This window comes from Aquipluma nitroreducens (assembly GCF_009689585.1).
In the GTDB taxonomy this organism is placed as follows: Bacteria; Bacteroidota; Bacteroidia; order Bacteroidales; family Prolixibacteraceae; genus Aquipluma; species Aquipluma nitroreducens.
The window spans coordinates 1559031-1583755 of sequence record NZ_AP018694.1 but is presented as its reverse complement, the minus strand read 5'-3'; the positions used below and the strand labels follow the sequence as shown (position 1 = coordinate 1583755).

General features: G+C 38.7%; 18 protein-coding genes. 5 read left to right on the top strand and 13 right to left on the bottom strand.

Annotated features, from left to right (window positions below):
• The first annotated feature begins 88 nt into the window (after nucleotides 1-88).
• Nucleotides 89-388, top strand: a complete 300-nt coding sequence (locus AQPE_RS06595; RefSeq protein WP_318350263.1) for a hypothetical protein — start codon at nucleotides 89-91, stop codon at nucleotides 386-388.
• Complete coding sequence (locus AQPE_RS06590) at nucleotides 375-986, top strand: ribonuclease HII (protein WP_318350262.1); 612 nt, start codon at nucleotides 375-377, stop codon at nucleotides 984-986. The genes AQPE_RS06595 and AQPE_RS06590 overlap by 14 nt, the downstream gene beginning before the upstream one ends.
• A 170-nt stretch (nucleotides 987-1156) precedes the next feature.
• Here the strand turns inward: AQPE_RS06590 and AQPE_RS06585 are convergent, their stop codons facing one another.
• On the bottom strand, nucleotides 1157-1558 hold the full coding sequence (locus tag AQPE_RS06585; protein WP_318350261.1) for a hypothetical protein: 402 nt from the start codon (nucleotides 1556-1558) through the stop codon (nucleotides 1157-1159).
• 126 nt (nucleotides 1559-1684) lie between these two features.
• Entirely contained in the window at nucleotides 1685-2722 is a 1038-nt protein-coding gene (locus AQPE_RS06580) for a zinc-dependent alcohol dehydrogenase (protein ID WP_318350260.1), read from the bottom strand.
• 242 nt (nucleotides 2723-2964) lie between these two features.
• On the opposite strand from AQPE_RS06580, the gene kbl reads away from it, so the two are divergent.
• Complete coding sequence (gene kbl / locus AQPE_RS06575; protein WP_318350259.1) at nucleotides 2965-4152, top strand: glycine C-acetyltransferase; 1188 nt, start codon at nucleotides 2965-2967, stop codon at nucleotides 4150-4152.
• A 188-nt stretch (nucleotides 4153-4340) separates the two neighbouring features.
• Here the strand turns inward: kbl and AQPE_RS06570 are convergent, their stop codons facing one another.
• From AQPE_RS06570 to AQPE_RS06530, 9 genes are all read right to left on the bottom strand, one after another.
• Nucleotides 4341-5246: a Cbp1 family collagen-binding glycoprotein adhesin gene (locus AQPE_RS06570; protein WP_318350258.1), complete on the bottom strand. Its 906-nt coding sequence runs from the start codon at nucleotides 5244-5246 to the stop codon at nucleotides 4341-4343.
• A gap of 257 nt (nucleotides 5247-5503) precedes the next feature.
• Nucleotides 5504-6859: a sigma-54-dependent transcriptional regulator gene (locus tag AQPE_RS06565; protein WP_318350257.1), complete on the bottom strand. Its 1356-nt coding sequence runs from the start codon at nucleotides 6857-6859 to the stop codon at nucleotides 5504-5506.
• Nucleotides 6860-6963: 104 nt separating this feature from the next.
• Nucleotides 6964-9369 (bottom strand): ATP-binding protein, encoded by a 2406-nt coding sequence (locus tag AQPE_RS06560; RefSeq protein ID WP_318350256.1) that lies wholly within the window; start codon nucleotides 9367-9369, stop codon nucleotides 6964-6966.
• Between the two features lie 75 nt (nucleotides 9370-9444).
• Nucleotides 9445-10134: a lycopene cyclase domain-containing protein gene (locus AQPE_RS06555; protein WP_318350255.1), complete on the bottom strand. Its 690-nt coding sequence runs from the start codon at nucleotides 10132-10134 to the stop codon at nucleotides 9445-9447.
• A 163-nt stretch (nucleotides 10135-10297) separates the two neighbouring features.
• Nucleotides 10298-11890: an OmpP1/FadL family transporter gene (locus tag AQPE_RS06550; RefSeq protein WP_318350254.1), complete on the bottom strand. Its 1593-nt coding sequence runs from the start codon at nucleotides 11888-11890 to the stop codon at nucleotides 10298-10300.
• Between the two features lie 200 nt (nucleotides 11891-12090).
• Complete coding sequence (lpdA, locus tag AQPE_RS06545) at nucleotides 12091-13482, bottom strand: dihydrolipoyl dehydrogenase (protein ID WP_318350253.1); 1392 nt, start codon at nucleotides 13480-13482, stop codon at nucleotides 12091-12093.
• A gap of 162 nt (nucleotides 13483-13644) precedes the next feature.
• The gene (locus tag AQPE_RS06540; RefSeq protein WP_318350252.1) at nucleotides 13645-14745 is read right to left on the bottom strand and encodes a TlpA disulfide reductase family protein; all 1101 of its coding nucleotides are present in this window, start codon (nucleotides 14743-14745) and stop codon (nucleotides 13645-13647) included.
• Between the two features lie 21 nt (nucleotides 14746-14766).
• Complete coding sequence (gene meaB, locus AQPE_RS06535; RefSeq protein ID WP_318350251.1) at nucleotides 14767-15894, bottom strand: methylmalonyl Co-A mutase-associated GTPase MeaB; 1128 nt, start codon at nucleotides 15892-15894, stop codon at nucleotides 14767-14769.
• 131 nt (nucleotides 15895-16025) lie between these two features.
• Nucleotides 16026-17114, bottom strand: a complete 1089-nt coding sequence (locus tag AQPE_RS06530; RefSeq protein WP_318350250.1) for a DUF1573 domain-containing protein — start codon at nucleotides 17112-17114, stop codon at nucleotides 16026-16028.
• Between the two features lie 215 nt (nucleotides 17115-17329).
• On the opposite strand from AQPE_RS06530, the gene AQPE_RS06525 reads away from it, so the two are divergent.
• A complete protein-coding gene (locus AQPE_RS06525; RefSeq protein ID WP_318350249.1) occupies nucleotides 17330-18718 on the top strand; it encodes a sensor histidine kinase in 1389 nt (462 codons plus the stop codon).
• Nucleotides 18715-19425 carry a response regulator transcription factor gene (locus tag AQPE_RS06520; RefSeq protein WP_318350248.1) on the top strand — a complete coding sequence of 237 codons (711 nt, stop codon included), beginning with the start codon at nucleotides 18715-18717 and terminating at the stop codon, nucleotides 19423-19425. The genes AQPE_RS06525 and AQPE_RS06520 overlap by 4 nt, the downstream gene beginning before the upstream one ends.
• Nucleotides 19426-19553: 128 nt before the next feature.
• Here the strand turns inward: AQPE_RS06520 and AQPE_RS06515 are convergent, their stop codons facing one another.
• Complete coding sequence (locus AQPE_RS06515; protein ID WP_318350247.1) at nucleotides 19554-21128, bottom strand: SusD/RagB family nutrient-binding outer membrane lipoprotein; 1575 nt, start codon at nucleotides 21126-21128, stop codon at nucleotides 19554-19556.
• Nucleotides 21129-21141: 13 nt separating this feature from the next.
• On the bottom strand, nucleotides 21142-24336 hold the full coding sequence (locus AQPE_RS06510; protein ID WP_318350246.1) for a SusC/RagA family TonB-linked outer membrane protein: 3195 nt from the start codon (nucleotides 24334-24336) through the stop codon (nucleotides 21142-21144).
• Nucleotides 24337-24725 lie beyond the last annotated feature (389 nt).

Genomic DNA, 24725 nt, shown 5'->3' with positions numbered 1-24725 from the left:
CGCTTCCTGAGTAGCGAAGCGTATCGGAGGGTGCGTACAGAATAGAAAAGAACTAACTTAATACCCTATTCATGTCGAAAGTAAGGACATGAATGTAACAAGTAATCACCTGACATTCGAAAGTAAGCATCTGGATATCGAAAGTATGGACATGAATGTAACAAGTAAGCATCTGGATGTCGAAAGTAAGGACATGAATGTAGCAAGTAAGCTTCTGACATTCGCGAACAGGCATCTGACATTCGAAAGTAAGTATCTGGCATTAGCGAGTAAGCATATAAATGTAACAAGTAAGCTTCTGATACTTGAAAGTAGGGTTCTGATATTTGGCGATTTAAGTTCACATTACTTATTTATACAAGTACCACTCGTTAATGAAAAAAGATAAGCTACAACTATTTTTACAGGAAGGCCGGATTGAAGCAGGTTGCGATGAGGCTGGTCGTGGGTGTTTGGCTGGTCCGGTGTTTGCGGTGGCAGTTATTCTTCCTGAAGATTTCGAGAATGATTTGCTGAACGATTCCAAAAAACTGACAGAGAAGCAGCGAAACGCATTACGCCCGATTATTGAGCAGCAGGCCCTGGCTTTTGCTGTGGGTATTGTCGATAATCACGAAATCGACCGGATTAACATTTTAAATGCTTCGTTTTTAGCCATGCACCGTGCAGTTGCTCAACTCAAAATACAACCGGAACATTTGCTTATTGATGGGAATCGGTTCAAAGCTTATCCCGAAATTTCGCACACCTGCATTATTAAGGGCGATGGGAAATATTTGCCTATTGCAGCGGCTTCGATACTCGCAAAAACTTACCGTGACGATTATATGGAAGCCATTCACCAGGAATATCCAGAATATGATTGGTCGAAGAACAAAGGTTATCCAACCTTACACCATAGGAAGTTAGTCAGGGAAATAGGTATAACTCCCTATCACCGGATAACATTTGCCAATCTGGCCGATCAGCTCAGACTGGACTTTTAATCAGAAAAGATTTGGAATTTAATTTTAAGATCATGGCTAAATGTATTCAGGAGTGAAAAGCAATTTGCTTTTTCAACATCCTGACATACAGTATTTTTAAGCCAATCAGCGTCGGATGCTAATTATCCGGCAAAAGACAAATTTTGAAGATTTTTTAATGTAGTACGGGATTAATCCTCGTCATCATCGCCGCCGTCATCGTCATCGTCGTCATCATCGAAGTCGTCATCGGCAACATCATCAATTTCGTCAACATCGTCACTTGCAGCAAGAATATCATCGTCGCCATACTTGGTTTCATATTCTTCCTTCGCGCTATCCTTCAGAGAGCCGGTGCTGTCGTAGTCGTCATCTTCTTCGATAATTTTCTCAGCTTCATAAACTGTCATCCGAACCAGATAATATTTGTCATCTGTTTCGAAGGGCAATGCACTTACCCGCTTGCCATCTTTGTTGGTAAAATAGATTAAGTTTTCACTGTATCCGCTTGGATATTCGAGTTTGATTTTTTCCTGAATATCCGGATCGAGCTTGTCGTAATCCTTAATTACTCTGGGTTTACTTGGATTCATTGATAAATATTTTAGTGCAATTATATGAAAAAATTTAATAAATCTTCAGGGGCGAATATAAATGAAAATCTACCTTCCATGCAATATTTTTGAGTTTTATTCTGATTTTTTATCAAATGAGATTTGTCAGAAAAAATCGATCATTGCTTTAATCACTCCATCCTGATAGTTGGCAACCATTTCAAATGCTTGTTGCGTCGCTTCCGGCTTAAAATGATGAGTAACCATTTGCTCAACAGGTATTCCGTTTTTAATCAGGCCGATCGATTTCTCAACGCAATGATTCTGACGTCGGACATTTACAATCGTAATTTCTTTTCGGCGCATCATATCCATGTCGAAAGTATATTTTCCTTCAGGAGGAATGCCGGTTAAAACTAGTTTTCCTCCTGGTTTTAAAACCTTGGTTGCATCGTCAATGGCTTTCTGTTCGCCGCTGCAATCAAAAACCAGATCGAGCAAAAGTGGTTCAATTTCACTGGTTGTTTCAAGTGCATCTGTTTCGATTGGGTTAAATGCATAGTTTGCCCCAAGTTCAGAAGCTTTCTTCCGACGGTAATCCAACGGTTCAAAGCAGAAAATAGTATTGTCGGCTTTCGACTTTAATACCATTAATACACTTAGCCCAATTGGTCCAGCGCCAAAAATGCCAATGGTTTTGTCCTGAAAATTGGTGTTTGCCAGTTCAACGCTGTACGTTCCAATGGTTAAAGGCTCAACGAGTGCTGCCTGAATCGGATTAAGCGATTCGTTTACTTCAAAGCAGCAGAATTCGGGCATAACGATATATTCACACAGGCATCCGTCCAATTGACCGGGACAGCCCAAGAACATATTCTTGCGACAGGTATGCGGCCGTCCGGTCAAACATTGATCGCAGACACCACAATGAACACTTGGATCGATAGCAACCAGATCTCCCGGTTTTACGCGAGTAACTGAACTGCCGGTTTCTACTACAATGCCCGAACATTCGTGCCCCACGGCAAATGGAAATTGAACGACCTGAGTTCCAATTTTGCCGGCAGCGAAATAATGAATGTCTGATCCACAAACTCCTACTGTTTTAACTCTTATCAAAACATCAGTTGCATTTTTCAGCACAGGTACAGGCTTGTCAATCATTTCAATTTTCCGGATTCCGGTTAAGACCAGTGTTTTCATTTGATGGTTCTTTAATTTCAGGAAAACTGTTGCCAAATAATGAAAAAAAAAGCTGATACATGCAGAAATACTGTATTATTTTTTTGATTCAGTGAAAAGGACTAAAATTCATTTTTTAAATGAATCGGTTGAACAACGAGGTAGGGTTACAACATATCTTTGCATAAAAAAACGGACTGCGTTTTATCACCCTTTTTACGATATTGAATCCATTACTTTGTTATGTATTAAAAAATAAGATCATGTACGGAAAAATTCAAGAAGACCTAGCAAATACGCTACGTGAACTGAAAGAGCAAGGTTTATATAAAACCGAAAGAATAATCACATCGTCGCAAAGTTCCGAGATTTCGGTTGGGAGCGATAAAGTAGTTTTGAATTTTTGTGCCAACAACTATCTTGGGCTGGCCAATCATCCGGAAGTAATTAAGGCGGCTCAGCAAACCATGGACAAATGGGGATTCGGCCTTTCATCGGTTCGTTTTATTTGTGGCACACAGCAGATTCACAAAGAACTGGAGAAAAAAGTATCTGAATTCTTGGGTACAGAAGACACTATTTTATATTGCGCAGCATTTGATGCCAATGGTGGCGTTTTTGAACCGCTTTTGGGTGATGACAGCATTATTATTTCCGATGAGTTGAACCATGCGTCAATCATTGATGGTGTGCGTTTGTGCAAAGCTCAGCGAGCTCGATACAAGCATGCCGATATGGCTGAACTCGAAAATTGCCTGAAAGAATCACAATCGCTCAAATATCGTTTGGTAGTTACCGATGGTGTTTTCTCTATGGATGGTGATTTAGCAAAACTACCCGAGATTGTTGCTTTGTGCGAAAAATATGATGCCCTGATTATGGTTGATGATTCGCATGCTTCGGGTTATATTGGCAAAACCGGACGAGGTACTGCCGAACATTTTGGATTACTCGGGAAAATTGACATCATAACTACCACTTTCGGAAAAGCTCTGGGCGGCGGAAATGGTGGCTGTACTTCAGGCCGGAAGGAAATTATAGAAATGCTTCGTCAGCGGTCGCGTCCGTATTTGTTCTCGAATACATTGGCTCCTGCAACCGTAGGTGCTACTTCAAGAGTACTCGATTTGTTAACCGAATCGGCTGAATTGCCGGCACGAACAATGGAGAATGCCAGTTATTTCAGGAGCAAAATGGAAACTGCCGGATTTGATCTGGTAAAAGGTACCACAGCTATTGTTCCGGTGATGATTTACGATGCTCCGTTGGCTGTGAAATTTGCCGATGAGTTGCTTAAAGAAGGTATTTATGTGATTGGATTTGTATTTCCGGTAGTGCCTAAAGGCAGAGCTCGCATCAGGGTTCAATTATCGGCTGCTCATACTAAAGAGCAAATTGACATGGCTGTAACAGCTTTTATTAAAGTGGGCAAATCGCTTGGTATTATTTAATAATGCGGTTCTACAAAAAAGTGAAAGGCTGTCAGGTATTTATCCTGACAGCCTTTTATATATAGCACAACTTCCTTGGGCTAAAACGAAGCCCGCCTAAATTGTCCTGAATTCATGCAATCCATTAACTATCTGGATTTTCTCATGGCTTTATTTCTGTTTGTTGAGGATTGCATGGGGTGATTGAATTATTTTACCTGAATGACGGCGTATTTTGAGATTCTCCAGAATTCAGAAGGGTCTTCAATCTGAAGGTAAGCAATCTGTCCGTTTTCTTCAACCAACTTATATGAACTGCTTGGATGTTCTGAAATTACAACAGCTTTCTTTACATTCAACGGGATTGTTTTTGTTTGGCGAATATCCACGTCGGTGAAATATTTTGAGTCAAAATTTCCCTGAACTGCTTTACCACCGCCAATTCCAAGAACTGCACCTTCGCGGCTTACAATACCTTCTTCCTTCAATTTCTTGAAAGTTCCCAAGGCAAAGTGAGCTGTATTCAGTTTATCGGTCTTGTCAATAATCACTTTTTGTTTGTAATTGATGGTGTCAGCTTGTTGTTGGATGTTGTTATTTAAGTCCTGAACTTTTGTTCCGAGTTCAGCGATATTAGCATTTTTACCTTCAATTTCTGTTTTCAATGCAGCGATTTCGGTATTCTGAGCTTCGATGGTTTCGTTTAGAGCCTGAAGTCTTTTTTCATACGACTTAATATTCATACCCGACTTTCTCAACTTTGCTTCCAAATCAGCAATTTTTTTACTGCTTTCTTCGAGCATGGTATTCATCAGTTTCACATCTTCGGCAATCAACTGTTTCTTATTTTTGCCTCCTTCAGTTTGCATGGTAGCAATCTGGCTTCTTTTTTCCCTGATGAAAGACATGTTGCTTTCAATTTCAGCGAATGTGCCTTCCATGTCGTTTACTATTGAATCTCTTTTTTGAATCGTTTGGTTCAATTCGCTTTTTTCCATTGTAAGCGTTTTGATTTCATCTTGTTTTTGGTTGTAAACATATACACCCCCAATAACTCCAACAACCAGAATAACAGCGATAATGATTGTTGCTAACTGCGATTTTTTTGTTTCCATAATTTTTTTATTTTAATAAGTAGATTTTAAATTCTAAAATCAGACAGCTATTACGCCTTATCCTTATCTGCAATCTCTCTCGTTAGCTTCAGTGCTGTCTGATTTCGGATTAAGGCATTGCAATGCATATGCCACTTATCTGTAAATTAAGTAAGTGTCTAGTAGATAATGTTTTATGTATTTGTGCCAGGAATTTTATTTTCTCAAATTGATCAAATTGAAGTAGTGGCTGATAAAAATGAGAAACGACAGATATCTTATTCTTTGTTGTCTTCTTTCAACATCCGGTAGATAGTAGCTACCCCAAGATCTAGTTTTTCTGCTACCAGCTTAATGTTATTATCGTATTTATCCAGAAATTTTTTAACAATGCGAATATCGTATTCACGAAGACTGAGTTCATTACTGAAAATGTCGTCGAGCAAATCTTGCCCTCTGCCCAACACGATGTGGTCTGCCGAAATTTCATGCTGATCGGCCAGTGTAACTGCCAGTTCGATTACCGATTTCAATTCACGGATATTTCCTGGAAATGAATAGGAAAGCAATCGGGCTGATGCTTCAGGTGTTAAGGTTTTAGTCGCCATTTTATTTTCTTTGCAGAAAACCTGAATAAAATGTTTGGCCAAAATGATCACATCGTTTTCACGTTCGCGTAATGGCGGTAATTCAATGGGAAGTCCGTAAAGTCGGTAATACAGATCCTGCCTGAAATTTCCTTTTTTTATTTCGTCCTGAAGGTCTTTATTGGTTGCAATAATAATTCGGCAATCAAATTTCACAGGAGTGTTGCTGCCAATCCGAATAATTTCTTTTTCCTGAAGGGCGCGGAGTAATTTGGCTTGAAGAGCTATATCCATTTCAGCCATTTCGTCAAGAAACAGTGTGCCGCCATCGGCTTCTTCGAACTTTCCAATCCGGCGGAAAGCGGCTCCGGTAAATGCACCTTTTTCGTGTCCGAAAAGTTCGCTTTCAATCAATTCTTTTGGAATAGCGGCCACATTTACTGCGACAAATGGTTGCTTTGATCGGTTCGAGCTGTAGTGTATGGCTTTGGCAACAAGTTCTTTGCCTGTTCCGGTTTCGCCGGTTATGGTAACGGTAATGTTTGTCCGTATCGCTTTTTCAATCAGTTCATAAACCTTACGGGTTGCCTTGCTATTTCCAATTATTGTATCTTGCTCGGTGTATTTCTTTTTGACCTCCTGCCGCAAATTCACAATTTCTTTTTTCAGGTTACTGCCCTGCCTGATGTTGTTTACCGTATTCAGCAAACGTTCACGAATGTCTTTCGACTTGACGATATAGTCGAATGCCCCGTTCTGAAGCAGAGTTACCACAACGCCAATATCATCCTGCTCAGAAATGAGTATAATCTGAATATCTTCGTTAATTTCCTTGATTTGTTTCAAAACGTCCAGCCCTTTCATATCTGGTAGTCTGTAATCCAGAGTGATGATATCAGGCTGTTGGTGTAAATTTGCCAGGCAATCTTTGCCGTTACCAAAGGCTTGGATTTCGTAGTCGGGATTGAGTGACAGGGTATGAACCAGCAAGCGGCTGTACCATTCATCATCCTCAACTACAAATATTTTGAAGGCTTTTTCGGACATGTTTATTGCAATTTGCTATTCAGAATTTCGAGCCGCAAGGTAGCAAGTTTTTAGCTGAATAAGATTCGAAATTCTCATTTTGATAAAATTTTCATTGACCGGAGCTATTCTCTTTTGAGTTTCTGTTTCAGGATTGAATTGATGTGTTTTATATCTGCGTCAATTAACCCAATCAGGTTTTTTATCTCTTCCGGTGGAGTATTTTCAGCCCTGTTTTCAAGTTGCTTTAAGTGATCGTAAAGCGCGGTTGCTTGTAAATGCTTGGCTGGCGCAGCAAGTTTGTGTGCCGATTCAGTGATTGCATTCCAATCTGAGTTTTGAAGATTCATCTGAAATTTCACCTGAGCTTCCTCGCTCGAACGAATGAAAATTCTGAGCATTTCATCAAAGAAATCGGTATCGCCGGCAGCCATTCGTTCCAATTCGTCCAGATCAATCGATGGTTCCCGCGAAATTATTTCCTGGCTCGATTTCTCCGATTCTTCCGGTACTATTTTCAGAATATTAGAGAGTAAATCAGATTCGGCAAAAGGTTTCTGTAAAAAAGCATGTATTCCTGAAGACTCCATTTTGTGAATATCAACTGATTTTGTCGTGGCCGTCAGTGCAATGATTTTTGACGATGGACGATTTTGTAAAATCTGGTTGGCTGCCTCATATCCATCCATAATTGGCATTTGGATATCGATAAGAATCAAATCGTAAGCATTTTCTTTGACAAGTTCAACGGCTTCCTTCCCGTTATAAGCTTCGGTAAACGAAACACCCCATTTATTTAGGATGCCTTTAATCAGGTAAAGGTTAAATTCTTCATCGTCAACAATCAGAAAATGAAGGCTCCGAAACCACGAAGGGATTTGAATATGTTCTGGCTTAATGTATCTAATATTTTTCGGATCACCATATTTGTATGGAATTTTCAGAATAAACCGGGTTCCCTTACCTGGAGTGCTTTCAACATTAATTTCGCCATCCTGAAGCTGGACCAGTTTTTTTACGATCGACAGACCGAGGCCTGCACCGCGCTGCTTTTTGTTGAGATCGGCACCAACCTGAACGAACTCATCGAAAATGAACTGAAGGTCGTCTTCCGAGATTCCAACGCCGGTATCCGAGACTTCAAGGTGCAACAAATAGTTTTGTTCCGAAGTTTTTTCTCCCGAAATGGACAGTGAAACCCGACCGTGATTTGTGAATTTAATGGCGTTGGTAATCAAATTGATCAGGATTTGTTTCAGTCGGATTGGATCGCCTCGTAGAACCAGATTTTTATCTGTTTCATTCCTGAAGATCAAATCGATTCCTTTTTTCTGCGCCGAATCTTTATTCAGGGTGTGAATTTCTGTCAGGATTTCATCAGGCAAAAAATCAATTTGTTCAATTTTAAATTTCTGCGATTCAATTTTCGAGAAATCAAGTGTGTCGTTTACAAGAGCAATCAGGTGTTCGGCCGATTTGTACACCACATTTAAATCGGCGGTCATTTCTTGCGAATCTGTTTTTCGAAGCATTTGCTCGGTGAGTCCGTAGATGGCATTTACTGGTGTCCGCATTTCGTGACTGACTGTGGCCACAAACATTTCTTTGGCTTTGGCCAAACTCTCCGCTTCTGCTTTGGCTTTTCTCAGAATTTGCTGATAAGTCCGGTCTTTCTGAAGGTTTCTGAAAAATAAGATCAGAATAAGGATGAGCAACAGAACCGCAGCAATGGTAAAAATGGCCATTCCCCGATAGGTTTCGGCGGCCATTGAATCAGCTTCCTGAGTTTTGGTTACCATCCGCTCTTGTTCTATATTTTCAATGCTGCTAATATGATGGTTGATCTCTTGCGTTATCTTAACGTTTGTCTCAAACAAATCCGTTTCATTGCTTTGTAACCGATTGGCCTGACTGGAGATTTCTTCTTCTATTCCTGCAATTTCCTTTTTTATAATTTCCTTTTCTTTGCTTTTATCGATAATAACAGGGCGTTTTGTGGTCGTATCTTTTTTCCCAAACAATCGCTTGAAGAAACTTTTCTTTTCTTCAGGCTTAAATCGGATGGTGTCGGGTTGAATAATGACCGTATCAATTTTAGAATATAGGTTCGAAAATGAATTGTGCGTATCTGGTTTTGAACGGTGCAGGGCCCTAATTTTATCCCAAACCCGTAATTTGTGATTGGCAAGTAAAGCGATTGAATCGATATGTGAAATTTCTTCGGACCCGGGAACTGAATAATTGGATAGCGTTTTTAGTTTTTTCTGAATGGAATCGCCAAGTTGGCGGTACGAACGTAAAAAAGATGTATTGCTGGTCAGACTATAGAGGCGTATGTTGTTTTCAACTTCACCTAAATCGGACGCAATATCTTTAATCAGGATTAATTTAAGATCGGGACGGGCTTCTTTGTGAATGGTATCCACAATTTTGGAAAGGCTCTGATAAGCCAGATATCCTGAAACAATTACTGCAACTGCAATGCAGATGGTTAAAACAGTAACTTGTATTTCAATCTTTAATTTCTTCATCAGAATAAATATCGCAATTTAAACCATTTAGTTTGCCAATCAAGGGAGAATTTTGCTTGAATTTCAATGTTCAAATCAGTAATGCCTGCTTTCTTTGAGTGTTTCGTAAATGGTAGTTACCATTAAAAGCAGCAGAAATAAATACGAAAAATCTTCAATAGGAATATTGATAATCCGGATATTCAGGATATGAACTGAATTATATTTCACAACTGGTAGCGAAGTTAGAATTCCGTTGACTACCAAAAAGGGAATTAAAGAGACCAAAAAAGCAAAATAAAACTTGGTAATGTATGGTGTAAATTTGTTTCGGATCAGGGTGTAACTTAGATACAATGCTGAAAAGAGAAAGGTCAGAAAAGTATAATCCTGATGTCTGAAAAAATAACTGACCAGCGCAAAAACAGCAATAAGGAGCACACTGAGCGACTTAAAAATATGGGCGAACTGATACTTTTGCAGATAATATTTGAGAACCTCATAAATGAACATGCAACAATAAGGAACAACAATAAAGAATAGCCATTCTTCAATAGGCATACCTATTAAGTTTACTCCAATGGTATATTCCTGATTAAAACTCCAGATTTGAGCTTCAACAAACCGGATGTCCCACACCCAAAAAATAATTGCAGTGACTATAATCGCGGGGAATATGTATTTCAGGTTTTTATAATACTGTACTTTCCTATCGAAACTAAGTAGCAGGGGAGCGGAAATTGAACCCACGAGGAGAATCATGTAAGTGAAATTTTTAAATTCCATGGTTGTGTTGTTATTTTCCGGCTATTGGTACAACAAAGCTAACTCAATACTGGAGATGTTTTTAACAACACGCAGAAGAATTTGTTGCAGATCCGGGTTTCAGAAAAAGAAAAAGGGTGCTCATCCCCCGATTAAGCACCCTTCGATAATACAAAATGATGTATTAGAATATTTTATATCCAATCCCAAATGCAAAAGTAAACGTGTCTTTTCCATAGGTTTCGGTGTAATTTGGAGTATAATCTGTAAATGTTTTGGTGTCATCTTTATAAGTGGTCAGCATCAAACCAGCGTCAAACACGAGTCTTTTATTCATGTTCCACTGAAATCCCAACCCAGTTGTATAGGAGTCGTTGCTATAACTAAAATCACTTTGGTATTGTTTGCTAACACCAGTATTCGAGTTTAAATAACCTGCGCTAAGAGCAAAATTATCGGTTAACTTGTATTCGAGGCCAAACGCCAGTTCCAAATAATTTTTATCAATTGTTCGTTGCTCTTTGTAAACATTTCCACCCCAATTCACATTTTTGTCGAGATAGGAGTTGAACGAACCTGAGACTTTTAATTTTTCGGTTACTTTATAGTCAGCACCACCTGAAATTATAGCAGGTACATCGCTATTCGATTTTGCCCCATCTGGAAATAAACCTGTTCCATCTACATTCGTTGAATTTGTCAATCCAAGAATAGTCATGTGTTCATATTTTAGGGCGATATTCAGTTTCTCGAGGTGAATATCAATGCCAATGATTGGAGTAAAACCAATTCCAGTTTGTTTTGTATCAACATTTTTATCGGCAGTGGCGAGCGAATTAGCGTCCATGGCTAATGCTTTCCCGTTAAACCCGGTAGCAACAACATTTAGAGTTGCTGCTGCGGTACCAATATTCATCCCTGCTGAACTAATTCCTGCAGCTCCTAATAATTGGGTTATTGCGGCCGCTGTAGCCGCAGGCATTGAAGATACTGGTGTTGTTGCCGGAGTTCCGGCACTGATGGCAGATGATAGACCAGTAGCAACAGTAGTTGAACTTACTGCCAGACCTTTCAGGAATGTGTTTCCATCGGCAAAAAATTGGGTTGCAGAAGTCATTCCTCCGGTATATGAAGCTTTGAATGCCGGATAGTTTGGATTGATCATTACATCTTTCAGATAACCACTGTAGGTATTGTTGGCATTCAACATTCTGGCGCCAACCGAGACCGAAATAATTTCATTGATCGCATAGGTTCCATTTAGCTGTATTCCCCAGAATACACTCGAACCTTCAAATTTAATATTGGTTGAATATGCTGTTGTTGGTATTCCAGAAGCTGTTAATGATTTTGGAATTGAAGATATGAGCTTCTCAAAGCTAGGTAATCCGGTACCATATTTAGCGCTTCCACCACCTCCATTCGGTCCAAATCCAGCAGAAAATGCCCATTTGTCTTTTTTATATACAGCAAAGGCAGTTGGAAACACGGGTACTGTAACTTCACCTTTGTATTCTGAATTATTCAAAAGTGGATATCCACTGGTAATCGTCCGATTTTGAAAAATGCTTTGATTATGAAGACCAAAGTAAAAGCCGTTATTTAGTTGAGTTAATCCTGCTGGATTGAAATATACCGCATCCAAATCAGTGGAGGTATTTCTGGAAAGCATTCGCACGAATTGTGCACTTTGATTGGTATTGGTTAAGATTCCGCCAGCAAAAGCAGTATTCATCAACAAAAAAACTCCAGAAATTAGGAGAGCAAATTTCTTCATAAAATGATTTTAAAAGTTTAATCGAGGCAAAAATATAAATATTTATGATGAAGCAAAACAATATTGCTGAAAATCAAGCGATTACGAACATTCAACTGAAGAACTTTATTGTTCGAATAAAACAAGACCCAATCTTTTGTAAGCTGGGTCTTGTTCTAAAATCCAAAACTTATTTTGAATTTCTGAGAAGATTGAGTTTATTATAGATGAATAACCTCATCGTAAGCAGCAGCGGCAGCTTCCATAATAGCTTCAGACATGGTGGGGTGGGGGTGAATCGATTTGATGAGTTCGTGTCCGGTTATTTCCAGTTTTTTTGCAACAACCAGTTCTGCAATCATCTCGGTGACATTTCCGCCAATCATGTGCGCGCCCAGCAATTCGCCGTATTTTGCATCAAAAATCAGCTTTACAAAACCTTCTTTCTGTCCCGATGCACTTGCTTTTCCACTGGCGGTGAACGGAAATTTACCCACTTTAATTTCGTGACCGGCTTCACGTGCCTTTTGTTCCGTCATTCCAAGTGAGGAAACTTCAGGATTGGTGTATGTACAACCAGGGATATTCGAATAGTCAATCGGATGAGGATTTAAACCTGCAATTTTTTCTACACAAAGTATTCCCTCAGCTGAAGCAACGTGCGCCAGCGCTGGTCCTGCAATGATATCGCCAATCGCAAAAACAGTATCCACGTTAGTTTGGCAGAACTCGTTAACTTTAACTTTTCCTTTTTCAAGCACAATTCCCAGTTCTTCAATCCCAATATTTTCGATGTTTGGCGCAATTCCAACCGCTGATAAAACAATCTCAGCCTCAATGAGTTCTTCGCCTTTCTTTGTTTTGACGGTAATCTTGCACAATTCGCCCGAGGTATCAACCGACTCTACTGAGGCATTGGTTAAAACCTTCATTTTCATTTTTTTGAATGAGCGTTCGAGCGTTTTTGAAACTTCGTCGTCTTCGTTCGGTACCACGTTTGGTAAATATTCAATTAAGGTTACATCAGTTCCAATACTTTGATAAAAGTACGCGAATTCACTACCTATAGCGCCCGAGCCAACTACTACCATTGACTTCGGCTGTTTAGGCAAAGTCATAGCTTCGCGATAACCAATAATCTTTTCACCGTCTTGTTCCAGATTCGGCAATTCGCGCGAACGAGCGCCTGTGGCCAAAATGATGTTTTTGGCTGGATGAAGCGCGCGACTTCCGGTTGCGTCAGTCACTTCTACCGTATTTTTATCGATTAAGCGCCCAAAGCCGTTAATCACATCAATTTTATTTTTGGTGAAAAGGAACTGAATCCCTTTGCTCATACCTTCAGCAACACCTCTGCTTCGCTTTACCATGGCTGTAAAGTCGGGTTTTATTTCTCCTGAAATAGCGACGCCATAATCGGCGGCATGTTTGGCATATTCCAATGCCTGAGCGCTTTTCAGAAGCGATTTTGTTGGAATACAACCCCAGTTCAGGCATATTCCTCCCAAATTTTCTTTCTCGACAACTCCTACGTTTAAACCTAACTGGGCAGCTCTGATGGCAGCAACATATCCGCCCGGACCGCTACCTATAACTATTAAATCGTAACTCATAAATGATGGATTCTTTAGATTAAAATCAAACAGGATAATAACACTTTTGAATGATGAAAAGTTCTCCGGATATTGGAATTACTCTCGAGTTTTTTACTATTTCAGAAACAAGAAAAGCCGCATTGGGCGGCTCTTCTGTCAGATATTCTATTCCGGAGAATATTAGTTTGGAAATAATTCTGAAAGTTTTTTTGCCAGCTCTTCGCCTCTCAGGCCTTTGCCAATAATTTTTCCGTCTTTATCGAGCAAAAATGATTGTGGAATAGCGTTCACACCATATAAACGGGCGGCTGCATTTTGCCAGTATTGAAGGTCAGAAACGTGAAGCCACGTCAGGTTATCGTCTTTAATTGCTTTTAACCAATCTTCTTTAGTTTTGTCAAGCGAAACACCAAGTATTTCGAAGCCTTTGCTGTGATACTGCTGATAGATTTTCACGACGTTTGGATTTTCCTGACGGCATGGTCCGCACCACGAAGCCCAAAAATCAACCAATACAATTTTCCCTTTCAGTGAGGATAATTGAATGGGTTTGCCGTCAGCATCATTCATTGTAAAATCAGGCGCTACGGCACCAATTGCAGTTTTCTTTTGTTCCTGAACAAGTTCATTTAATTTAACTACATATTCTGATTTGCTGATTTCAGGAGCAAATTTACTGGTTATTGAATCTAATTCAGCACCATCAAGCTGATTGGCAAGCTGGTAAAGAGTTATGTAAGCTGAAACTATTGAGTTTGAATGTTCTTTCACAAAGTTTTTGGTGTAAACTTTATTGTTGTCGATCATGGCCTGATAGTCGATTTTAGCTTTTTCGGCAGCTTCGGTGTTATTCATCGACATGGCGCTCTGGTATTTATCCTGAAGATTTTTCACGTCGTTGCTCAGTTTTTCCATCTCAGCAATGTAAATTTTGAATACATCATGCGTTGGAGAGCCCGTAATTTTGGTGTTACGGAGACTGTCTTTGTTTGCAACAACAGTAATCGATGAATTATCGAGAAAGAACTGGGCAAAATATTCTTGCTCGTTTAAACGAAGAAACCGAATATCTGGCATTTCCATTTTACCTTTGAAGGTAAATTTGCCGCCAACGACATTGGCAGTGTCAACGCTTTGAGGCTGTCCGTCAACAAGCTTTTGCAGATATACTTTACCGGTTTCAACTCCCTTTATCGATCCTTTAATCGAATACTGATCTTTTGCCGACTGACACGAAAAAACGGCCAGGGCAAATACTAAAATTGTTAATACATTTCTCATTAAACTGTTATTTAGAGTGTGTTAAATATTTTTCCTGATTTGATCGTATAAATCGAGTAACTCTTTGGCTGCGACAAACGATGAAATTTCTTCTCTTAAAACTTTTTCTTCTGAGTCAGCCATTAATGCTTTGATTTTTTCGTTCTGATAAAAATTATTCCGTAGCTGTTCGTTAATTGTTTCATACATCCAGAATTTGGATTGTTCGTTTCTTCGATGCTGAAAATAATTATTCTTTTTCACATGCGTCAGATATTCATCAATAGTTTCCCAGATTTCAGTGATTCCTGTTTTCATGTATGCCGAACAGGTCAAAACTTTTGGGTTCCAGCCAGATTCAGGCGACGGAAATAAATGCAAGGCATTTTGGTATTGAATTCGGGCTAATCCTGCTTTTTCAATGTTGTTTCCATCGGCTTTGTTGATGGTAATCGCATCAGCCATTTCCATAATGCCCCTTTTGATTCCCTGCAATTCGTCGCCAGCTCCGGCAAGCATTAATAACAGGAAAAAATCGACCATCGAATGAACAGCTGTTTCGCTCTGTCCAACGCCAACAGTTTCAATAAAAATGTGGTTAAAGCCTGCTGCCTCGCATAAAATTATCGTTTCCCGGGTTTTTCGGGCCACTCCGCCAAGCGATCCGGCTGATGGAGAAGGACGGATATAGGCATTTGGATCAATGGAAAGGTCTTCCATGCGTGTTTTATCACCCAGTATGCTGCCTTTGGTTCGCTCGCTACTCGGATCAATAGCCAGTACTGCCAGTTTTTTCCCTTGCGAAGTAATTTGTTTGCCCATTGCTTCAATGAATGTACTTTTACCAACACCAGGAACACCGGTAATGCCAATGCGCACTGAATTTCCGGAGAAAGGCAAACATTTTACGATAATTTCCTGAGCAATCTCCTGATGTTCGGGTCTCGAGCTTTCGACCAGGGTAACAGCCTGACTCAACGTGGTTATATCTCCATTCAGGATGCCATCAACATATTGTTGCACGGATAACGTTCGTTTTTTCTTATTTCTTAAAAATCGTTTGACCGAATCCTCGCTTACCGAAGGCAACGGTTCAATACCTTGATTTACATTTAGCCCTGAGAACTCTGGGTCATTTTCTATATGATGATGAGGTTGTTCTCCAATCATGTTCAATAATTTTATGCGAATGTAACGATCAACGAAGAATTTCAGTTATAGATGAATTGAAATCTTTAGGAATGTGGTAAAAAAAAGCCGATTCAAAAGGTTGAACCGGCTTCAGTTATATATTTTTGTGATTACTGAGCTACAATATTACTCGAAATTCGTAATACTGAAGTCGGATTTTTTGGATCGTTGGTAATTACAGTTATGGTTTTGTTCTGACGTCCGCTTTTCCCGGTTGAATCGAATACAACTTTCAACGGAACACTTTCTCCTGCCGAAACTGTGTTCTTTGAAGGCGAAACGGCAGTACAGCCACATGAGCTTTTTACGTCGCGAATAATTAAATCTTTTTTACCAGTATTTTTTAAAGTAAAGGTGTGTTCATTTTTTGTTGCTGGCTTAATGTCTCCAAAATCAAACGATTCCAGATCATAAGTAACAACTGGAGCATTCTTTAAATCTTCCTCCGTTAATTTTGAAAAATCTTCTTCCATAGTAGCACTTACTGCAATAGAATTACGATAGTCGTCTTGCCCATCGATATTTAGGTAAATTCGGTGCATTACAAACCCATATGCTTTAATTTTTGATGCATCAAACGTTACCACAATGTAACCCTTTTGTTTTGGGGCAATTTTAGCTGGTTTGATAACCGCGCTTAAGTGTGGAGGTGGAGTTTTAAAGCTTAGCTGTATGGGTTGATCCGTGTTGTTGATGATTTCTGTGCTATCTTTTTTAACTTGATTTTCTTTAATTGTGGCAAATGCAACATGATTTGTTTTAGCCCGAAGAGGGCCAATTGCATTTGGATAATCTTCTTCAATAGTCTTGGCACGTGGTGTAACTTCTCCTTGTATTGACAGCACAACATCAGCATTTTCGGCATTGGAGCTTACCCTAATGGTTTTGTTAAAAACGCCAGGTCTGTTCCTTGGGTCGTAGCTAACTTTAATTAATCCCTTTGCTCCGGGAGCAACAGGTTCGCGGGTCCATTCGGGGGTAGTACAACCACACGATGCTTGTACATTGTTAAGTATCAGAGGAACTGCACCGTCGTTTTTAAAGTTAAAAGCAACAGTTTGTACTCCGAGTTCTTCTTTAAATGTACCAAAATTGTGTTGTAATTTTTCAAATGCAATTCTTGATTTAGCCGACTGAGCCTGATTTGTAAATGGCAAACAGAGTAGCAAAGTCAATAATAGCGAAAAAAAGGTTTTCATAAGTATTATTTTAAATTCTGTGAGATTTTAAAAAAGATAGATCAAAGATAAAATTCAAATTATATTTATTGTTCTGCAACAAGAACAAATCTATAAAACCTTTCTTTCAATTCGTGTTAATTACAATCAAACTTTTGTTAATGAGATGTTAATGAATAAATCAGATATGTTTTTTGAGTAGTTTCGTATGGTCAATCAGATACAAGAATTAAAAAATGAAAAGGAATTCAATTGGGTTTGTTATTATTATGGCTACCATTTCGGTGGTGGGAATTCTGTTGATCCAGTTTTTCTTTCTGAAAAATTCGTATGATCTCAACGAAAAACAATTTCATCAGCTAACAACCAGTGCATTAAGGAGTGTTGCCAGTCAGATTAATGATTACAATGCAAAACTGTTTCACCATGAGGTGAAGCCGAATGATGGATGTCAGGTCGAGCAAATATCGAACAATTATTATGTGGTAAGCGTCAATAATGTGATCGACTCAAACCTTCTGGAACACTTTTTAAAGACTGAATTTAAAAAGCGAAATTTAAACGTGACCTATGAATTTGCAATTTATGATTGTAATTCGGGGAAAATGGTTCATGGAGATGTGGTCAAATCCGATTCAATTCCGCCAAAGATTAAAGATGAAAATACTTGTGATTCTGCTTCTTGCAGTATGGAGGAAATCATGTATGATAAGCAATACAATAAAGTCAAGGCAAAAGTTGAGAAGAAAAGGAACGCTTGCAATTTACCTACCTGTGAAAAATTCACTTATTATTTTGGGGTGCATTTCCCAGATCGGTCACAGTTTTACAGTTCAAGATTATTGACCTGGTATTTTTTTAACGGAATTTTATTTTTTGTTGTAATCTTCTTTGGCTATGCGCTGTACGTAATTATTAAGCAAAAACAATTAAGCGAGATACAGAAAAACTTCATTAACAATCTGACCCACGAATTTAAAACTCCTATCGCTTCAATTGATTTGGCTGCTAAGGTTTTATCAAGCCCTAAAATTTGCGAACAACCAGAGCGTCTGGCTGAATATGTGAAGATTGTTGGGCATCAGAATAAACGACTTGCCGATCATGTAGAAAAATTGCTTCAAATGGCAACTATTGAAAAAACAAAACTTCAATTAAATCTGGAACAAATTGAGTTGAATGCATTTATTTCTGAAGCAATTTTAGAGTTTAAGAACAGTCAAAATGGCCGAAATTATAGTGTTACGCTAGAGCCTTCCGTTGAAAATGCTTTTATTCAGGCCGACAAACTTCATTTTTCGAATCTTATATTTAATATTCTCGATAATGCGATTAAGTACTGTTCTGTTACTCCGGAAATCACGATCAAGATAAATGAAGATTTGCACCACTATTTTATTTTATTTAATGATAACGGAATTGGCATTCCAGCAAAGGATCGAAAAAAGATTTTCAACCGGTTTTACCGTGTGCCCACAGGTAATGTGCACGATGTTAAAGGGTTTGGACTTGGATTGGATTATGTGAAAAAAATTGTATTGAGGCATGGTTGGCGAATAAAAGTGATCGAAAATTCGATGAAAGGAAGTACTTTTATCGTTGAAACTAAGAAATCAACGAAATGATCTATCAAGGTGAAAAAATATTACTGGTTGAGGACGATCAAACCCTTAACTTTATTATCAAAGATAATTTGGAACAAAACGGTTATGTGGTGACTTCGGCAGAGGATGGTGAATCGGCTATGGTTCTTTTTAAATCAGATAAATTTAGTTTGTGCCTATTAGATGTTATGCTGCCCAAGAAGGATGGTTTTACCTTGGCCAAAGAAATCAGGGAAATTGATGATCATGTCCCAATTATATTCTTAACCGCACGTTCGATGACTGAAGATCGGATTAACGGACTAACTATTGGAGGCGATGATTACATGACCAAGCCTTTCAGCATGGAAGAGTTACTACTTAAAATCCGTGTATTCCTGAAACGAAGCCTGAATATTGGGGAGGCGAATAATGATCAGAATTATTACAAAGTAGGACGTTTTAATTTTTACTTCGATAGTCTGAATTTGGATTGCAACGGAGAACGCAAAACTTTAACATACAAAGAAGCCGAACTTTTGCGGTATTTCTGCGATAACCCAAACAAGGTATTGAGTCGATCAGATATTTTAATACAAGTTTGGGGATCAGATGATTATTATTTGGGTCGAAGTCTGGATGTTTTTATTTCCCGGTTACGAAAATATTTAAGTAGTGACGAAAACATCAAAATACTAAACCTTCATGGAATTGGGTTTCGGTTTAATGCTGCTATCCAGAAGAATTGATCGAATAGATTATAAAGGGGATCTATTAAATTGTACCAGATTAGCAATGATTTTGCTGGCAAATCAATATAAAAAGCGGCCGACTTAAAAAAAGTCGGCCGTTAGTTTTTATGCAATTTTTACATCAACTATCTGGTGCCACCGGCCCACCAAACTGGTTCAGTATAAACATACTGACCTGTTCCATAAGCGGTTTTAACTTCTGGGTTAGTTGTTGTGTCATCGTTACCGTATGGGCAGCGAAGTGGAAATTGATTTGGGTTATTTAACTTTATCAAGTTCTCACCTAATCCTTTCAATCTGCGAATGTCATTATAACATTCGGTTGATTCGCCCGAGGCGCCAAAGAATGCAAGATATTTCTGATTCATTGTTTCTTTTAGCGGATTGGCTGTAAAAAGAGGTTTTACACTTGTATCAAAATAGTCCATAGCTTCTGTTTCTGAAATGGCGTCAGATGTTTCTGAAAGACCGCCATAACCCAGAACAGATGGCGCATTCATAGCAGCAGCAACACTATTTTCAGTATTTGCGATAGCAGCTACAACGGCACTTTCCAATACAGCTTCTGCTTCAGTTGCTTTGTTCAGACGACAAAGAGCTTCAGCTTTCAGGAACATAACTTCATGGTAGCTCATCATTAAAGTAGGAGCAGTTTGTGAAAATACAAAGACAGATGTATTATATGTGTATTTAACCTGATCGTTTTCTCCATTAGGAGCCATATAAAAGTTCGCGTCATCAGCTCCTGTTATTTGATTCCAATTAGCATCAACAAATACACGACGTAAGCGTGGATCATTGCGTTCTATAAGCTTTTGAGACATACTTTCACTTGCAGCTAAACCATCACGACTCCATTGGAAATCGAATGTAGGATTAAGGTTAGATGCATCGTAGATGGCAAAAGCAGCTTGTTCGTCAGCAGATTTAAATGATTTATCAGCACAGTCAATTACAGTTTGCAGCGTGGTAGCTACATTGGCTGATTTCTTTAACAAATGCATGGTATAGCGTGCTTTTAATCCATATGCAAATTTTAACCATTTGGCTTTATTTCCACCATATAGCAAATCGTATGTTCCAAGAGGTCCGGTTGCATGGGCATCAGTCCCTTGTAGATCAATAATTGCATCATCCAGATATTTCATGATTCCAGCATAGATCTCTTCCTGAGTATCGATTTTAGGATTCATGTAGACAGGAGCTCCTGTTTTTGAAGGAAGTGCAGCTTGACTCCATGGTGCATTTCCAAACATATCAGCAATTATTCCTGAATTATAAGCAGCAAGTACTTCTGCAACCCCTTTCGTAATCTGATTTCCTTCCTGACTACCACCTGCAGAACATTTTTCGATGACTAAACGGGCATTTTTTAATGTTCCGTAAAGACCACCCCAAACATTATTAAAGGTAGAGGATGCTGAAGGTTCTCCCTGGCGGTGTTCAGCACGATATAGTTGATTATCAGTACCTACTTCATGTTCAACATATGCAGAAGCGTAGGTGTTAATATCGCCCCCAACATTATTAAATGCTGTAGCAGTTATTACATCGGCAAGAATAAACTTGGACGGTGCATCCTGTGTATGATTTAAATCCTTGTTCACATCATCCATTGCATCTTCTGAACATGAGATCAAAAGCGCAGACAATGCTAATGTTGCAAGGAATCCTTTGGTTATATTGATATATTTTTTCATTTTTCAGACTATTTTAGAAATTTAAATTTAAGCCAAATCCATAGCTTGCTGCTCCGGGAAGAGAGAAACGTTCAAAAGCGCCACTCATATTCGTATTTCCTTGTGTTGATTCTGGATCAAGGCCTTTCATTTTTGACCAAACAATAATATTTCTGGCAAAAACATTAATGTTTACCTTAAGCCCACTTTTGTCTATTAGAGGATAATTAAGTGCGATTTCACGCATTTTGACAAATGAATTATCATAAATCATTGATTCAGAAATATTATTTAAATTAGAAAAATACGTCTGTGCATCAGCTCCGCTAATCTTAATGTCATTTGTTGCGTAGGTTGGATTTCCGTTACTATCTGTTCCGGTAACCTTAACAGCAGGTTTTTCAAACAAGAATGAATCTGATTTGCGATATTCACCTGAACGTTTGCTTTTTCCATAATAGTCAAGCAATCCGGCAGTTCCGCTATACATTTGGCCTCCGTTCTTCCAATCAAATAAGGCAGAAAGACGGAATTTGAAAACAGTAAATGATGTATTAAATCCTAATCTAAAGTCAGGAGATACAGAACCAATCACCTTTTCTTCACCAGATTGTGGCATACCATCAGCATCAACTACAATCTGTCCGGCATCGTTGCGTAAATAACTAACACCATATATTACTGGGAATTTATCGCCAATACCAGCTCTTACTTGAGGTTCAGTAAATCCTCCAAGGAAAATACTGTTTACACCAGGTGCCAGCTTATCCACATAGTTGTCGATTTTTGAAAAATTAAATGCAAAATCCCATTTAAAGTTCTTTGTTTTAATTGGATTAACACCTAAAGTTACTTCATGAGAATTTGTGTGAATAGAACCACCATTGGTAACCAGACTTGAAGAACCTGTTGAACTAGCCAAAGGCACAGAGAAAATCTGATCTTTAACATTTTGTCTTGAATAGGTATAACTAAAGTTTACAATGCCTTTAAAGAATGTAAGGTCGGCTCCAAATTCATAAGAAACTGTATTTTGAGGTTTTAAATTAGGATCGTAAACAGTTGAATACGGAGTATAGGCAACAACACCATTAATTGGGTAAAGAATTGGTGTGCCAGAAGAGAAACCACCACCATATACAGGTGTACTGAAATAACTGTTATAATAATTTCCAGCCTGACCAACTTCAGCATAAGAAGAACGAAGTTTTCCATAAGTCAGGATTTCATTTTTAAGCGATTCTAATTCGGTGAATATCCAACCTAATGATACTGAAGGATAGAAGAATGAACGGTTGTTGCGAGGCATTGTTGAAACAATGTCGTTACGACCAGTAGCATTCAAATAAAGCATGCTCTTATATGCTAAAGCCAAGTTCCCGAATACACCAATGGTACGTTCAGTGCGATATGAATCAGATGCTTGATAAACTGAGGCATTATCGATGTGGTTCCAGCCAGAGAAGTTAAAGTCTTTACCATAACCTTCGGTGTACTTTCTACCATATTCAACCCACTCATTACCCAAAACTGCATCAAATACAAGGTCATCATTTACTTTCCAGTTGTAAGCAGCTGTAAGCAATGAGTTCATCTCGTTAATCGTATAGTTGTACTGGTCAACTTCCCCTTTCGCATTAGCATGACCATACCCCCAAATGTCGCTGTAGTTGGTTGCGTATGCATCATCTCCCAATTGGTATTTTACGACCAATTTTTGATTTTCAGTATTGAGATTAGTATTATACTCAGCATAAACGTTTCCAAAGAAACGTTGAGATCGTTCGGTGAATTTATTATTGTCGATTGCCCAATATGCGGCATCAAATCCAGAAGTTGAACGATAAGTATTTTGTGTGTAAGGGTCGCCTTTAACATACGAAGGTATTCCGGCCAGATCGTAACTTGGTGGAGCCGGATAAACAGTTGCAACAATACCATTGTTTGCAGAACTTTGTTTGGTAAGTTTAGAAGTAACAAAGTTACCTGAGAAACCCATTTTCCAGCTTTTGCTTAGTTGGGCTTCTGCCGACATTTTTGCATTATAACGGTCGAGCCCAGTAGAAGGTACAATCCCATTCGACATTGTATTTCCTAATGACAATGAGAAATTACCTTTGTCAAATCCTTGAGCAATGTTAAATGCGTTACTTTGAGTTAAACCTGTGTTGAAAAAATCTTTTGCATTGTCGTAAACAGCAGGGACAGCCCAAGGGTCAAGACCCGCTTTAGCTCTCTGAGGAACATAGTACATGCCTTGCTTCATACCATCTTTGTTGGTATATGTATTCGTTGTGTTTCCACCGTATTTTGCATCGTTTGCAAGTTCGGCAATTTTTGGACCCCAACTGGTTGAAGCTGAAGGGCTATATGCTCCACCTGTTCCTTGTGCAAATTCATTCTGGAATTCAGGCATTGTTGATATTACATCAAAGGCAAAATTTGTTGTAAATGAAAGCTGAGGTTTCCCTTTTCCTGCACCTTTTCCACTTTTCGTTGTAATAACAACTACACCATTTGAAGCTCTCATTCCGTATAAAGCAGAAGCAGCCTGTCCTTTTAAGATATTGATACTTTCAATATCACCAGGATCAATATCCAACGCTCTGTCGGCATAATCAGTTCCGGTTACTGAGTTTCCTGTGCCAACATCAGGAGTAGAAGAGATTGGTGTTCCATCAACAATATAAAGCGGAGCATTGTTGCCTGTAAAAGAGCGGGCTCCACGAATTTGAATTTTTGTTGAAGCACCTGGCATACCTGATGATGATGAAACTTCGATACCTGAAACTTTACCTTGAATGGCAGTTCCAAGGTTGGTATTGGCTGCTTGAGTTAATTCCTGTCCACCGACATTTTCAACAGCATACCCTAACGCTTTTTTCTCCTTGGAAATACCCATCGCAGTGACGACAACTTCATCAACTGAGATGTTTTCAGAAACCATCTTAACATTGATCTTAGTTTGATTACCAAGATCAATCTCCTGAGTTGTCATTCCTACAAAAGAAAGAACAAGAGTTTTGGCATCTTGAGGTACTTTAAGTCTGAACACGCCATCCATATCGGTGACAGTTCCAATTGTTGTTCCTTTTACAGAAACAGATACTCCGGGGATAGCACCTCCATCTTCGGCAGAGGATACTTTACCCGAGACCTCCTTGGTCTGGGCCATGAGTACCTGCAACCCAAATGTAAAAAATGCAAGTAATAGCGCGATTTTTTTCATAGAAAATTATTTTAAATTAAACATCAGTAAAATTACTTCGTGGCTCTGATTTGCTTTTATGACTTCTTTATTAATAGATAAAGAAGCCCAACTTTTTGACTATTTGAACTTTAAATTAGATTAATGTGTAAATGTAAAAAAATGTTAATTTAGAACATATATATTGTATAAAAAATGACGAATATCCTATAAAATATAACAATGAGTATTTACTCAGATTGAAATTGCGAAATTATTTACCAAATGATCTTAAAGATTACGAATATAAATCATGCTGATAAATTCCATGGAATTTGTATTTATGATTTAAAGAAAATCAAAATAGATTTGAAGCATTAAACTAAAAAAGACCGTCGCAAATTGAATTGCGACGGTCTTTAGCTTAAAAG

Coding starts and splice junctions, on each gene's coding strand:
- AQPE_RS06560 (WP_318350256.1), bottom strand. CDS start 9,369: ATGAAGAAATTAAAGATTGAAATACAAGTTACTGTTTTAACCATCTGC.
- meaB (WP_318350251.1), bottom strand. CDS start 15,894: ATGATTGGAGAACAACCTCATCATCATATAGAAAATGACCCAGAGTTC.
- AQPE_RS06525 (WP_318350249.1), top strand. CDS start 17,330: ATGAAAAGGAATTCAATTGGGTTTGTTATTATTATGGCTACCATTTCG.
- AQPE_RS06565 (WP_318350257.1), bottom strand. CDS start 6,859: ATGTCCGAAAAAGCCTTCAAAATATTTGTAGTTGAGGATGATGAATGG.
- lpdA (WP_318350253.1), bottom strand. CDS start 13,482: ATGAGTTACGATTTAATAGTTATAGGTAGCGGTCCGGGCGGATATGTT.
- AQPE_RS06510 (WP_318350246.1), bottom strand. CDS start 24,336: ATGAAAAAAATCGCGCTATTACTTGCATTTTTTACATTTGGGTTGCAG.
- AQPE_RS06580 (WP_318350260.1), bottom strand. CDS start 2,722: ATGAAAACACTGGTCTTAACCGGAATCCGGAAAATTGAAATGATTGAC.
- AQPE_RS06530 (WP_318350250.1), bottom strand. CDS start 17,114: ATGAAAACCTTTTTTTCGCTATTATTGACTTTGCTACTCTGTTTGCCA.
- kbl (WP_318350259.1), top strand. CDS start 2,965: ATGTACGGAAAAATTCAAGAAGACCTAGCAAATACGCTACGTGAACTG.
- AQPE_RS06590 (WP_318350262.1), top strand. CDS start 375: ATGAAAAAAGATAAGCTACAACTATTTTTACAGGAAGGCCGGATTGAA.
- AQPE_RS06550 (WP_318350254.1), bottom strand. CDS start 11,890: ATGAAGAAATTTGCTCTCCTAATTTCTGGAGTTTTTTTGTTGATGAAT.
- AQPE_RS06555 (WP_318350255.1), bottom strand. CDS start 10,134: ATGGAATTTAAAAATTTCACTTACATGATTCTCCTCGTGGGTTCAATT.
- AQPE_RS06540 (WP_318350252.1), bottom strand. CDS start 14,745: ATGAGAAATGTATTAACAATTTTAGTATTTGCCCTGGCCGTTTTTTCG.
- AQPE_RS06520 (WP_318350248.1), top strand. CDS start 18,715: ATGATCTATCAAGGTGAAAAAATATTACTGGTTGAGGACGATCAAACC.
- AQPE_RS06595 (WP_318350263.1), top strand. CDS start 89: ATGAATGTAACAAGTAATCACCTGACATTCGAAAGTAAGCATCTGGAT.
- AQPE_RS06570 (WP_318350258.1), bottom strand. CDS start 5,246: ATGGAAACAAAAAAATCGCAGTTAGCAACAATCATTATCGCTGTTATT.
- AQPE_RS06585 (WP_318350261.1), bottom strand. CDS start 1,558: ATGAATCCAAGTAAACCCAGAGTAATTAAGGATTACGACAAGCTCGAT.
- AQPE_RS06515 (WP_318350247.1), bottom strand. CDS start 21,128: ATGAAAAAATATATCAATATAACCAAAGGATTCCTTGCAACATTAGCA.